The 13,426-nt window shown below is 60.0% G+C and carries 11 protein-coding genes; 9 read left to right on the top strand and 2 right to left on the bottom strand.

The annotated features are described in order from the left end of the window. Positions 1-170 precede the first annotated feature (170 nt). Positions 171-1,880, bottom strand: coding sequence for an IS1182 family transposase (locus TBK1r_RS13995; protein ID WP_419580133.1), 1,710 nt, complete (start codon positions 1,878-1,880; stop codon positions 171-173). Positions 1,881-2,207: 327 nt separating this feature from the next. On the opposite strand from TBK1r_RS13995, the gene TBK1r_RS13990 reads away from it, so the two are divergent. The 4 genes from TBK1r_RS13990 to TBK1r_RS13975 all read left to right on the top strand — a co-directional run bounded on the left by TBK1r_RS13990 (position 2,208) and on the right by TBK1r_RS13975 (position 7,777). After that, positions 2,208-3,206, top strand: a complete 999-nt coding sequence (locus tag TBK1r_RS13990; RefSeq protein ID WP_145211574.1) for a lysophospholipid acyltransferase family protein — start codon at positions 2,208-2,210, stop codon at positions 3,204-3,206. Positions 3,207-3,342: 136 nt separating this feature from the next. Beyond that, the gene (gene uvrA, locus TBK1r_RS13985) at positions 3,343-5,889 is read left to right on the top strand and encodes an excinuclease ABC subunit UvrA (RefSeq protein WP_419581332.1); all 2,547 of its coding nucleotides are present in this window, start codon (positions 3,343-3,345) and stop codon (positions 5,887-5,889) included. Positions 5,890-6,203: 314 nt separating this feature from the next. Then, the gene (locus TBK1r_RS13980; protein WP_145211571.1) at positions 6,204-6,467 is read left to right on the top strand and encodes a hypothetical protein; all 264 of its coding nucleotides are present in this window, start codon (positions 6,204-6,206) and stop codon (positions 6,465-6,467) included. A 41-nt stretch (positions 6,468-6,508) separates the two neighbouring features. Continuing rightward, positions 6,509-7,777 (top strand): DUF1559 domain-containing protein, encoded by a 1,269-nt coding sequence (locus tag TBK1r_RS13975; protein ID WP_145211568.1) that lies wholly within the window; start codon positions 6,509-6,511, stop codon positions 7,775-7,777. Between the two features lie 96 nt (positions 7,778-7,873). Here the strand turns inward: TBK1r_RS13975 and TBK1r_RS13970 are convergent, their stop codons facing one another. Beyond that, positions 7,874-8,356, bottom strand: coding sequence for an acyl-CoA thioesterase (locus TBK1r_RS13970; RefSeq protein WP_419581331.1), 483 nt, complete (start codon positions 8,354-8,356; stop codon positions 7,874-7,876). Between the two features lie 109 nt (positions 8,357-8,465). On the opposite strand from TBK1r_RS13970, the gene msrA reads away from it, so the two are divergent. The 5 genes from msrA to TBK1r_RS13945 all read left to right on the top strand — a co-directional run bounded on the left by msrA (position 8,466) and on the right by TBK1r_RS13945 (position 13,265). After that, positions 8,466-9,194: a peptide-methionine (S)-S-oxide reductase MsrA gene (msrA, locus tag TBK1r_RS13965; RefSeq protein ID WP_145211566.1), complete on the top strand. Its 729-nt coding sequence runs from the start codon at positions 8,466-8,468 to the stop codon at positions 9,192-9,194. 48 nt (positions 9,195-9,242) lie between these two features. Next, positions 9,243-9,821 carry a hypothetical protein gene (locus tag TBK1r_RS13960; RefSeq protein WP_145211563.1) on the top strand — a complete coding sequence of 193 codons (579 nt, stop codon included), beginning with the start codon at positions 9,243-9,245 and terminating at the stop codon, positions 9,819-9,821. Between the two features lie 272 nt (positions 9,822-10,093). Continuing rightward, positions 10,094-11,068, top strand: coding sequence for a sugar phosphate isomerase/epimerase family protein (locus TBK1r_RS13955; protein ID WP_145211560.1), 975 nt, complete (start codon positions 10,094-10,096; stop codon positions 11,066-11,068). Then, positions 11,065-11,745, top strand: coding sequence for a hypothetical protein (locus TBK1r_RS13950; protein ID WP_145211557.1), 681 nt, complete (start codon positions 11,065-11,067; stop codon positions 11,743-11,745). The genes TBK1r_RS13955 and TBK1r_RS13950 overlap by 4 nt, the downstream gene beginning before the upstream one ends. A gap of 86 nt (positions 11,746-11,831) precedes the next feature. Then, the gene (locus TBK1r_RS13945; protein WP_145211554.1) at positions 11,832-13,265 is read left to right on the top strand and encodes a phytoene desaturase family protein; all 1,434 of its coding nucleotides are present in this window, start codon (positions 11,832-11,834) and stop codon (positions 13,263-13,265) included. Positions 13,266-13,426: the final 161 nt, after the last annotated feature.

The raw sequence follows: 13,426 nt of genomic DNA, 5'->3' as shown, positions 1-13,426 counted from the left end.
CCGCGGCTAGCGGCCTGTCGATTTAGTTCCTGGGGACGGTTGATTCGATTTTGGTTCCGGACGAGGCTTTTATGGTGCTATGCGGGGCATCCAGAGTCGTTGGTAAGCGTGTTGACGGGATCGTGGCGTTCGCTTGTGGCGGATTTCGTTCGAAATGCCCCCTATCTCCCCTAGTTTGCTGTTCCGAGCGATTGTGTCGCCGCGGCGGCGCGCAGCTTCGCCAAGTAACTCATGATTTTCTTCAGATTGAATCCGGTCGCCGCCCAGCGCCATTCTTGATTCACACCTGCGATACCTCGAAGCAGGAATCGCCGCATATCAAGCGTGCTCTTGATCACGGCGAAAGGCGTTTCACCGAAATGCTGACGACGAGAGTAAGCCTCTTTGGCTGCAGGCGTTTCCATTCGCGCACGCTGCCGACGTCGCGCTCCTTCATGCTCATCATGCATCGTCTCGCGACCACGTGGCGGGCCAGGCTTGCGACCACGTCGCTTGCCCGCTCGCTTGTCCGACGAGGTCGCTTCGCTGGACTCCTGGGACGATGCCTCGCTGCTGCTTGCCTCGTCTTTTGGCTTCACGTTCTTGCGACAACGCCCAGCCAGCGTGCAGCCCTCGCATTCAAAACAGGTGTAAACCTTTCGCTGCACCGGAGAGCCGTCGCCATGCGTCGTGTTCTCGGTCGTCCGATGTGAAAGCACTTTGCCTGCCGGGCAGTAATAGCAGTCGTTCGCTTCGTCGTACACAAACGCTGCTTTGTCAAATCGTTTGGTTTGTGGATTAACCGGCAACTGATCAATCTGATCGGCGGCAACGGGCTCAGTCAAATCCGAACGCTCGGCAGGGTTGTTCTCGCGATTGGTTTCGGCAAGCGGGCCAATCAGTTCGATCTGTTTTTCCTCAGCCGCAGTGAGGTTTTTGCCCGTCGTGTAAGCCGAGTCAGCCATGACTCGCTTAATGTCAATTCCAAAGTCGTTGGCCACACAGTCGACGATGGTGGCAAATTCGTGGTGTTCGACGTTGCCGATCAAGACGTCCGCCGCAACGATCAGGCCGCTCTGCGTTTCGGTCGTCGCCATCGGAGTAAAGTTGGCTGCGTAACCACCCTCCTTATTGGGAAGAATGCGACTGTCCGTGTCAGTCTTGGGTAACTGGGCGGGGCCCTTCGTCCCATTTTTCCTGCGGACTTCGTCCATCGCATTGACCGTCTCCAGATGAGCGGCCAGTTGTGAGCGGCGTGACTTCAAGTTGGCGACGGCGGCGGGGAGGCGGTCCGCCGAAACGTCCTGGCCGATGAGATCTTCGTCGCATGCGTCGTTGACTTCGAAGGTTTCCAGGGCCTCATCAATTTGCGCGTCAAGTTCTTCGAGTGCTTTGGCTAATCGTTTGGCCGTCCAAGTCTTGTATTTGTTGGCGTCAGCCAGGATGCGTGTGCCGTCGATGCACAGTTCCGAGAGATTGGCGATCCCCAGGTTGATCGCCAGCTTGACCATTTGTTTGAAGATGCCTTTGACTGCATCACTATTGTTTCGGCGGAAGTCGCTGATCGTGCTGTGATCGATGCGGCGACCGCTGCTAAGCCAGATAAAATCGATCGAATGCTTGAGTTCGTATTCAATGTTCCGGCTGGATCGGATTCGCCGAATCATGGCAAACAGCAGGATCTTTGCCATTACGCTGGGATGGATCGGCGGCTGACCGAATCCGCCGTTGTAGGCCGCCTCCCAATCAGTCCAGTCCATCTGATCGAGAATCTCGTCGACCAAGCGAACGGGATGATCCTGAGGGATGAGTTCCTCCAGGGCGGTGGGAATGAGGACCAGTTGCCCGCGTGGTGTAGGAGCTTCCTGCCAATAGCTGGTCTTGGGTTGTCTCTGGCTCACTGGGCAAGCCTCCCTGCGTGAGAAGTGAATCGCGACGACGATCCGCCAAGAATAGCAAACATCGTGACGATGCCTACTAAGCCACCTCCCCTCGTTTTGTGGATACACTAAACCGACAGGCCGCTAGCGCCGACGGCTCACTAAATCAACAAGCCGCGACGCGTCCCGCTGGGGCGTGTTTCACCCCGCAGTCCAGGAACTCAGTGCAAAACGCAGTTCAGAAAATCGCTCTGGAGTCTGACGCGTCACTTCTGAGACACTCTCGCCGGACTTCCGCTGCGGGCGTCGTCGCATTTCGCAAGTTTTCCCCGGTTCAATCTGATCCCGATGGTCACGCCACTCAAACGATTCATGCCGCTCGGTGTCGGCGGGAAACTGGCCGCCGGCTGGAAACCGGCTCGGCAGCGGGCGGTCGATTTTGCCAGCTACCTGGTCATTCGGCTGGTCGTCGCGGTGATCCAGACGCTGCCGTTGGACTTGGGCGACGCGCTCTGTCGCCTGTTGGCGACGCTGATCTGCCGTCTCGGGCCGCTCCGAAAACACACGACGGCGACGAATCTGAAACAGGTCTTTCCCGACGCCAGCGAGCGTCAGCGGAAGGCGATCGAAGTGTCGATGTGGCACTCGCTGATGCTGATGGTCTGCGAAATCGCCTGGGCTCAACGGCGGCTGCACCTGACCAACTGGTCCCAATACGTTCGTTTTCGCAACAGCCGCGATATCTTGCGGAACTGTCTGTCCAAACGTCCCACCGTGATGGTGACCGGACATTTCGGCAACTTCGAAATCGGCGGCTACACCGCGGGGTTGATGGGGTGTGAATCGACAACCATTGCCCGCCGTCTGGACAACCCCTTTCTGGATGAATGGGTTCACCGATTCCGTAGCGCCAAGGGGCAGAGGATGTTGGACAAGGACGGCTGCGCGATCCAGGTCGATCAGCATCTGGCCGACGGCGGCACGTTGGCGATCCTGGCCGATCAGCACGCCGGCCCCAAGGGATGTTGGACGAAGTTTCTGGGCGTTCCGGCGTCCTGCCACAAGGCACTGGCGTTGTTTTCGCTCGGCAGCGGCGCGCCCATGCTGGCCGGATCCACCCGGCGGATCGACGACCAGCCGATGAGATTCGAAACCGCTTGCGTCGCCGTCGCCGATCCGCAAGATGATCCCCGGGGCGATTGCGAGTCGGTCGAATCGTTGACCAAGTGGTACAACCGCCAGCTGGCGATCAGCGTTTCCGAAGCGGTCGAGCAATACTGGTGGCTGCACCGACGTTGGCGTGAGCCGCCCCCACGCGTCGCCAAACGACTCGCCAAAGCGGCTTGAGTTTGCGGTAGCGGTAGGTGACGCACAGCGTCACCTACGGGGCTGGCTCTGGCCTACACCGTGTTGTCCGCTTGCCCGATTGCATAGACTGTCCAGCCGCGTTGCCCCAGTCTTTCCCCCCGCAGCTTGAACACCGGTGCCGAAATCCCGTTCCGCCAGCCCGCGCCGAATCCCCAACTCGATCCGAATTCGCGGCGCTCGGGTTCACAATCTGCAATCGGTGGACGTCGATATTCCCCGCGACGCGATCACGGTGATCACCGGTGTCTCGGGCAGCGGCAAGAGTTCGCTGGCCTTCGACACGTTGTTCGCCGAGGGGCAGCGGCAATACATCGATAGCCTGTCGGCGTATGCCCGGCAATTCTTAGATTCGATGCCGCGACCGGATGTGGATCTGATCGACGGTTTGGCGCCGACGATGGCGATCGATCAAAAGCCCGGCTCGACGAGTGCCCGCAGCACCGTGGCCACCGTCACCGAGATCTACGATTACTTGCGTCTGTTGTTTTCTCGCGTGGGGCTACCGCATTGTGGCAGCTGTGGTGCGGCGATCGCCCGACAGTCTGCCGACGTCATCCGCGATGCGCTGTTGTCTCGTCCCGAGGGCAGCAAGCTGGTGTTGATGGCGCCGATGGTGCGAGGCCGCAAGGGAGCTCATCGGGACGTGTTCGAATCGATCCAGGTCGCCGGTTTGGTCCGCGCCCGCGTCGACGGCGAAATGTATCTGTTGGACGACGTGCCCGAATTGGCGGTGCGCAAGAATCACACCATCGAAGCCGTCGTGGACCGTTTGGTGGTGCGTGATGGCGTCGATTCTCGGTTGGCCGATTCGCTCTCGTTGGCGTTGCGTTTGGGCAAGGGGCTGGTGACCGCCGCGGTTGAAGACGGAAGCGGAAACTGGATCGATTCGATCTACAACACCGCGATGGCGTGTATCGAGTGTGGTGCCAGCGTCGAAGAGATCGAACCGCGGACGTTTTCTTTCAACAGTCCCTACGGCGCCTGTCCGACCTGCGACGGGTTGGGGCGAGTCGATTCGGGGGATTCGAAAACGATTTGCCCGACCTGCGACGGCGGGCGGCTGCGCAGCGAAGCGATGGGCGTGACGATCGATGGCGTTTCGATCACCGAGCTGACGGCGATGAATCTAACCGACGCTGCGACTTGGATCGGCGCCCTCGGTCCCTCGCTCTCGCCACTTCATCGCGCCGTGGCCAAGCCGATTCAATCCGAAGTCACCAAGCGATTGGAGTTTTTGGACGAAGTCGGTGTCTCGTATTTGACGCTCGACCGCAGTGCCGAAACGCTCTCCGGTGGCGAACTGCAACGCGTGCGGTTGGCAACCAGCATCGGCAGCGGGCTGGTCGGCGTGTGCTACATCCTGGATGAACCCTCGATCGGATTGCATCCGGCCGATCACGATCGCTTGATCCGCTGTCTGCGGCGGCTGCAACAAAACGGCAACACCGTCGTGGTCGTCGAACACGATGAAGCGACGATGCGGGCAGCCGATCGTGTGATCGATGTCGGTCCCGGTGCGGGAGCCCAGGGCGGCAAGATTGTTGCATCGGGAACCCCCAAACGAATTCAGGCCAACAAGCGGAGTTTGACCGGCCGCTACTTGTCGGGTGTCGACGCGGTCCCGGTTCCAGAGACGCGGCGCGCGGCCGATCGTTTTCTGAGCCTGACCGACGTCAACACGCACAACCTGAAAAACATCACGGCGCGATTTCCCCTGGGATGTCTGATCGGAATCAGTGGCGTGTCCGGCAGCGGAAAAAGTTCGTTGGTCGTCGACACGCTGCTGCCCGCGGTCGAGTATCAACTGGCCCATGGCAAACGATTGCCCACCACAGCAGGCAGCGTGGCCCAGTTCGGCAAACTGACCGGGGCGGCGGAGTTGGACAAATTGGTGCCCATCGACCAGGCTCCGATCGGGCGCAGCCCACGCTCTTGTCCGGCGACCTACAGCGGCGTGTGGGATGAGATTCGCAAGGTCTTCGCGGCGACGCGGGAGGCCAAGACACGTGGGTTCACGACCAGCCGATTCAGTTTCAATTCGGCCGCCGGACGCTGCGAACTTTGCAAGGGGCACGGCGTCGAACGGATCTCGATGAATTTTCTCAGCGACCTGTTCGTGACCTGTCCACGCTGCGGCGGAAAACGTTTCAATCGCCAGACGTTGCAAGTGCGATTCAAAGGCGCCAACGTGGCTGATGTGTTGGCGATGACGGTCGACGAGGCCGCCGCGTTTTTTGAAAACATGCCCGCGGCCCATCGCTTGCTGACTTCACTGCAAGCCGTCGGACTCGGTTACATGCACTTGGGGCAAAGCAGCACGACGCTCAGCGGCGGCGAGGCCCAACGCATCAAACTGGGAACCGAACTGGCACGCACCTCGACCGGCAACACCTTGTACGTGCTCGACGAGCCGACGACGGGATTGCACTTCGACGACGTCAAACGCCTGGTCGGCGTGCTCCAACGGTTGGTCGATTCGGGCAACACGGTCGTTGTGATCGAGCACGACTTCGACCTGTTGGCCTGCTGTGACTGGATCCTCGACCTCGGTCCCGGCGGCGGCATCCATGGCGGACGGCTGATGGCCGAGGGGACGCCGGAGCAAATCGCCGAACAGACCGACAACGCGACGGCGCGGTTTCTGAGTAAGAAGCTGCGGTAATCGGGCAAGCGGTGAGGAATGTCACAGGAAGGCAACGAAGGTGTTAGCGGAACGGCGCGAGCCGTCCGGTTGCAGCGCGAAACCACCTTGAAAGACCGGAGGGCTCGCGCCCTACCGCTAAAGATTGCTTCGCAGCGTAGCTTTTCACGGGGCCCATTGAGCGTCCTGTGTCGACAGTCATGCCTCCAAAGCGAGTTTCGTTGCCCAAATCCCTCGTGAGTGATTGCGGCGGGAAAGTGGCTACAATACAGTCGTCCAGGTTCTGTCCGGCTCTGCCGGCGCGTCCTCTTCACGTCCTTTTCAAGTGATCTCCAATGAGAAGCCTCCTTTTGGCAGCCGGTTTGGTCTGTTTGTCGATGGTCGTCATGACGGGTTGTGGTGGTCATGAAGGCGGGGTGGTTGATGTCCCCTTGAACGAGAACCCCTACCAGATCAGCGAGCAAGAACAGCGGGCGATGAACGCCAAGATCGATGAGACGTCGGGATTGTCCGAAGAAGAGATTGAAGAGCTCGAGAAAGCGAAGCAGGAAGCGTTGGAGCAAGAAGCCGCAGCGGCGGCCGGCGCGCCTGCTGAATGAACGCGACCGTCCACCACTTTTTTAGAAACGAGGAGCCGTCGATGTCGAGGCGAAACACTGCCGGGTTTACGCTGGTGGAATTATTGGTCGTGATTGCGATCATCGGAATTTTGGTGGGCCTGTTGTTGCCGGCGGTCCAGGCGGCCCGCGAAGCGGCGCGGCGGATGAGTTGCAGCAACAACTTCAAACAAATCGGGCTGGCGCTGCACAATTACCACTCCGCCTACAAGCGGCTGCCGATGCACGGTGGCGGCACCGGGATCGATTACCAGGCCGGCAACACGTTGGCGTTTTATTCTCCCCGCACGAACCAAAAGAGTCTCAGTTTTCTGGTCGGGCTGACTCCGTTCATGGAGCAGCAAGCCTTGTGGAGTCAGATTTCCAATCGACTGGCCACCGACCCGTTGGGGAACCGGATCAATCCGCCCTGGCAACCGATGGGGCCAAAGCCCCAGGGGGGCCAATACGGTTACCGGCCCTGGGTGACCGAAATCCCCACGCTGCGTTGCCCCAGCGACCCTGGTACGGGATTGCCGGCCCTGGGACGCACCAACTATGCGGCTTGCATCGGGGACAGCGCGATGTCGTCGCGGATCGGTTTGACCAACTTTTTGCATGGCGATTACCAACCCCCGTCGGTCATCCAGGCCAGCGCCGTGGCTCGCTGGCAACGTGGGATTTTCGTCACCCGCAAATTCACGCGATTCCGCGATATCCTGGACGGGCTTTCCAACACGATCTGCTGTGGCGAAATCATGACCGACCTGCTGGACCGTGACACGCGCTCGCACGGATTGTTCGATGTCAGCAACGTCGATGGATTGCAGGTCACGATGAGCGCCGACGGCGGGACGATGGCCTGCCAAGATTCCGGAGTCCTGATCGATCCGGAACGTCCTTCGTTTTGGGTTCCGACAGCGTTCCCCGCCCACAACCCCAAGAACGACGACGGCTCGGCGTATTTCGTGGCGGTCGAATTGGGCACGCGTCGCGGGTTCAGTTGGGCCAACTTCGGGCACATCCATTCCAGTGTCACCACCAACCGCGGCCCCAACACCGAATTGTGTCTGCATGGTGCCCACGAATTGACCGAAGGCAACTGGTCGATCAGCAGCCGGCACCAAGGCGGCGCCCACATTTTGATGGGGGACGGGGCGGTCGTCTTCATCTCCGACTCGATCGGGTCGGGGGATTCCCGCGCCGGACAAAACGATGGCATTCGTCCCGGCGACGCCAGCCCGTACGGCATCATCGGGGCACTCGGCACCCGTGCCAGCCGTGAGATCATCGACGAGGCCCTGAATCAGTAGGGCCGCATCTCAGCACGCAGTGGCTCTCAGCACGCGGCGTGAGCCAGTGGCGCGTGGGCGGCGTGATCCACACGCGCCGGTCGCTGACGCTTCTCGCTACGATCGGGCGGATTCCCACGGCAACGACGGCGGCGTGGGGCAGACCACCAGGTGTTCCTTGGCTTCCTCCGGGATCGGCAACGCCTTGTGCTGATTCAAATCCACGAACACCCAGCGGGTTTCCACTTTGGCCAACACGGTGCGGTCGGCTGGGCGGAAGATCACGTACTTTCGCCGCGAGGCAAAACGCTGCAGATCGTGAACCCAGGTCCGGACGATGATTTCGTCTCCGGCCAACGCCGCGCCGCGATACTGAATGGAATGTTCTCGCACCACCCATCCGAGCCCGCGTGCCAGGGCTGCTTTGGCATCCCACCCGATCGACTCGGTATGCCGGCCGGCGGCCCAGAGAGTCCATTGCAGATAACGTAAATTGTGAACGTGTTGCTGCGCGTCGATTTCGTCCTCTGCGACCGTGTGGGCGAGGTCGAAATGCCCGTCTGCCGCCGTCGCGGCGTGATCTTCGATTGATTGTGTCAAGCTTTCTGCCTATGTTCGGTCGGTTGACGACTTTTCACCTGTCCGGAAGCGTATAATCGAGTCCAGTCTAGACGCACACGCAGAACCAGATCAGTTAGGAATCCGTTCGATGATGTCAAACACGAGAGTTGCGGTTCGAGTGGTCGAGCAGCCCCAGCGCCAGACACAAAAAACCCTCTGGATCTGCTTCTGGGTCCTGGCCGCACTGGCCAGCTTCTGCCTCAACGTTTCTGCAGCGCCGCTTCCCGAAGACGGTTCCGCGGCGTCTGCTGACAAGGTTGATACCAAAGACAAGCCACAGAAGGAAGAACTTGTCGCCACCTTTGCCGGCGGATGCTTCTGGTGCACCGAAGCGGTGTTCGAACGGATGATCGGCGTCAACGACGTGATCAGCGGCTACATCGGTGGCACGGTTCCCAACCCGACGTACGAGCAAGTGTGCGGCAAGAAAACGGGACACGCCGAAGCGGTCGAGATTTATTACGACCCCTCTCAAGTCACGTTCGAAGAATTGCTGGAAGTCTTCTTCAAGACACACGATCCGACGACGCTCAATCGGCAGGGACCCGACGAAGGTCCGCAGTACCGCAGCAGCGTGTTCTTTCACAACGAACAGCAAAAAGAAGCCACGGAAGCGTACATCAAGAAATTGAACGAATCGGGCGAATTTGATCGCCAGATCGTCACCCTGCTCGAAAAGGCCACGACGTTCTATCCGGCCGAAGAAGTTCACCAAGACTTCTATCGAAAGAACCCCAATTACGGCTATTGCCAAGCCATCGTCCGAGACAAGGTGCGGAAGTTCAATCGGAACTTCGGCGACAAAATCAAAAAGTAACCAACGGGCCAAGATCGTTTCACGAAACGCCCAAGGCGGATCGGTCCCATGCATCGAACCGGTATTCTGGTCACCACCGCGCTGCTCGTTTTTGGGATCGACCAGTTCGCGTCGGCCCAGTCGACGATCCAATTGCCATCGTTCTCGCGATTCACGTATTCCGGCAGCGTGCTCGTGCCGACCGGTGGTTCCACCTCCTTGGGCGGCGTCTCGCGATCGGCGAGCGGGCGATCCTCGCGTCGAGGCGGCGGGCGCGGCATCGGAGCGGGAGTGGGTCACGCCGGGGCCAGTGCCCACGTCACCATCATTGATCACGACGCAATCGATCGCCAGCTTCGTGGGTTGCCGCCCAAGTCCGGCGCCGCGTCGCGTCTTCCCGTCCGTTCGGCAAAGTTAGGTGCCACGAAAGCGGATCCCGATGCCGAAGGCAAAGCGTTGGTCCGTTTCGCTCGCAAACAGTTTCTCGCCGGCAACCGCACTTCCGCGTTTGACGCGTACCGACTGGCGATCGAAACACTCTCACCAAGGCTCTCGGACTTGGCGGCGGCTGAATTCCGTCGTGTCTTCCCGGCCGAGCAGCGTCCCGTCACCATCCATCCCGGCCGGTTCGCCGGTGCGGATGGCTAGACTTCCGCCGCAGCTTGATTTTCGGGTAGTGGACGAGGCGACGAGTCCTCTGCTTGATTTTCGGGTAGTGGACGAGGCGACGAGTCCTCTGCAGTCGGCCTATTGGCAAGGACTCGTCGCCTCGTCCACTACCGCCAACCCGACACGCAAGGTGACAAGGAGTACGAGTCCATCGGTGGGTCTTCGTTCGCAATCCGATCGCGCCACTGCCAACGCAGATCCGTTTGAGATTAAACTACGCGGCTACCCTTCCTAGCTTTTTAAAGATCGACATGACCAACCGACGTTCATTTATTTGGGCCGCCACCGCCGCCACCGCCGCCACGGCTTCGGCGGCAACGTTTCCCAGCCTTTCCGCACGACTCGCGGCTGCAGAACCGAGCACCCCCGAGCTGCCCGTCCGTTTCTCGCTCAATACCAGCACGATTCGCGGTCAAAACCTGAGCATCGAAAAACAGGTCGATGTCACTGCCGCGGCCGGTTACGACGGGATCGAACCGTGGATGCGTGACATCGAAACCTTCCTTGCCGAAGGCGGCAAACTCGGTGACTTGCGCAAACGCATCGAGGACGCCGGGTTGTTTGTCGCCAGCGCGATCGGGTTTGCCAATTGGATTTCAGACGATGACCAGCAGCGGCGGGCGGGACTGGAAGCGGCCCGTCACGATATGGAACTGGTCGCGGGACTGGGAGGCAAGCTGATCGCGGCGCCGCCGATCGGGGCGCATCGAGGCGGCAGCGTCTCGCCGCCGTTGGAACTGGTTGCCGAGCGTTATCGCGCGCTGTGCGAAATCGGAGCCTCGGTGGGCGTTCAACCCCAATTGGAATTGTGGGGATTTTCGCCCACGCTCAGCAAACTGGGTGAATTGGCGTACGTGGCCACCGCGGCGGCTCATCCCGCCGCCTGCGTCTTGCCGGACTTCTATCACATCTACAAGGGCGGCAACGACTTTGCCGGCCTGTCCATGATCGAAGCCTCCAAAATGCTGTGCTTTCACATCAACGATTACCCGGCTGATCCGCCGCAGGACAAAATCGCCGACAAGGACCGCGTGTTTCCCGGCGACGGCGTTTGCCCGTTGCCCACGATCATCCGCGGTTTGATTGACAACGGATTCACGGGAACGTTTTCACTGGAATTGTTCAACCCCGAGTACTGGAAACGTGACGCGCTGGCCGTTGCGCGCGAAGGCTTGGAAAAATCAAAAGCCGTCGTCCAGCAAGCCCTGTCCCTGTCGGTCGGATGAGCGAAGAAGCCCCAGCAACGTCGCCGCGACGCGTGCCGGTTCAGTTTTCACTGACCTGGTTGTTGACGGTGCTGCTGGTGGTCGCGCTGGCGTCGGGTTACGCGGTGACTGCATTGCGGTTGCGATCGGCCGAAACCGAATTGATGCGGCTGCGTGAGGAAACGGGCTATCTGCCGCCCTCGGATCAGGACGAAATCGCCGCGGTGCGACTGAACAGTGACCAGCCGATGACCTATCGGCTGCGGGTCCGCGTGCCCGCCTCACCGCGGTATCGGATCGCGTACAGCTCACTCTGGCCGGAATCCGCTGCCGCACCCCACTGGTTTGGCGCGGTCGCCGTGCCGCCCGGGGAGTCGGTCGTGACGGTGCGAATTCTGAGAGATCCACGCGATGATCGCTGGAAAATCACGACACTTCGTCGCGGTGCCGATGGGACCCGCCGGATGGCGACCGTGCTGCCGGAAAAGCACGTCGAGATCTTTCGCGGGTCCCACGATTGGCTCCGCTCCGGCGTGACCCGACAGTGCTCGACCCGGCCGATCGGCCAGTCGTTGCGACTGTTGGATGAACGGGTCTTGGTTGGCGAAGGGGCGATGATGCTGTACGGTGACGGGCCGCCGAGCGGTGAGATGGTGGGCGTGTTCGCCGAACTGCAACCCGACACCGGCGCCATCTAGTGGGATAGGCTTCCCGCCCGTCATCGTTCAAATTATCCCCGCAAGACGCTTTCGATTCCTTTTTCCCCCATTGCTGCTGCCGTTCCATGCCGCGTGATTTTCTAAAAGGTGCCAAAGACGAGTACGATGTCGTGGTGATCGGCAGCGGGTTGGCCGGGCTGACCAGTGCCAACATTCTCGGTCGCGCCGGCCACCGTGTGCTGTTGTTGGAACAGCACTACAAACTCGGCGGGTTGGCGACCTGGTTTCTGCGGCCCGGAAGCCACACCTTCGACATCTCGTTGCATGGGTTTCCTCACGGGATGATCAAATCGTGTCGCCGATATTGGAACCGTGGCATCTCCGACCGAATCGTCCAGCTCAAAAACATTCGCTTCGACAACCCCCAGTTCTCGCTCACCACGACGTTCGATCGCGAAGATTTTTCGCGGTTGTTGGTCGAGCGGTTCGGTCAGAATCCCGAGACGGTCAAGTCGTTTTTTGATACCGCGCGGGGCATGAATTTCTACGACGACCAAACCACCACGACCGGAGAACTCTTTGAGCGGTTCTTTCCCGGACGCAACGACATCGTTCGTTTGTTGATGGAACCGATCACCTACGCCAACGGGTCCACACTGGAAGACCCCGCGATCACGTACGGCATCGTTTTCAGCAACTTCATGAGCAAGGGCGTTTATATCTATGAAGGGGGAACCGACGACCTGATCAAGCGGATGAAAAAGGAATTGGAATCCAACGGGGTCGACATCTGCATCAATTGTCCGGTCGATCAGATCATTACCAAAGGCGGTCGGGTCAGTGCGGTCCGGGTCGGCGATCGAACCATTCGCTGTCGTGCCGTCGTCAGCAATGCGAACCTGCGGACCACGATCCTGAAGATGATCGGCAAAGAAAAACTGGATGCCGACTACGTCCAACGGACCAACGCCGTCCGGCTGAACAACAGCAGCACGCAAGTCTACATGGCGCTCAAAGAGGGCGAAACGATCGACGAAAGCAGCGGTGACCTGTTCTTCACCAGCACGGCGGAGACGTTCAATACCGAGTCCTTGCTCAGCCGAGACATCACCAGTCGGACCTTCAGCTTTTATTATCCTCGGACACGGCCCTGGAAAACGAAGGAACGCTACGCGATCGTCAGCAGCACCAACGCCAACTGGTCGGACTGGAACGATCTGAACGAAGAGGATTACGAAGCGAGCAAGCAAGATCTGGTGGAGACCACGATCGATGCGCTGGAGCGTTACATCCCCGGGGTGCGTGACAAGATCGACCATGCCGAAGCCGCCACGCCGCGTACCTTCCAGCACTACACGCTCCACGAACGGGGCGCCAGTTTCGGTACCAAATTCGAAGGCCTGGGGGTCAGCCGAGACCTGCCCAACCAAGTCGGAGGCATGTACCACGCCGGTAGCGTCGGGATCATCATGAGCGGTTGGCTCGGGGCGATCAATTACGGCGTCATCGTCAGTAACGAAGTCGACCAGTTGTTGACCAGCGAATCCTCGCCGGTGTGAGCCTGGGTGCTGCGGCGATCGGCAGATGTTTGATCGGCGTCCATCGGGAGCGTGCAAGTGAATCAATCCAGCGGCTGGAGTTAGCGGAACGGCGCGAGCCAGTCCAGAATCGTCGCAATCTCAACCAACTGTCGTCAAATCGATCTTCCAGCCATACGGCG

This window comes from Stieleria magnilauensis (genome assembly GCA_007753675.1).
Classification (GTDB): Bacteria; Planctomycetota; Planctomycetia; order Pirellulales; family Pirellulaceae; genus Stieleria; species Stieleria magnilauensis.
This window is presented reverse-complemented; position numbering and strand designations above follow the sequence as displayed.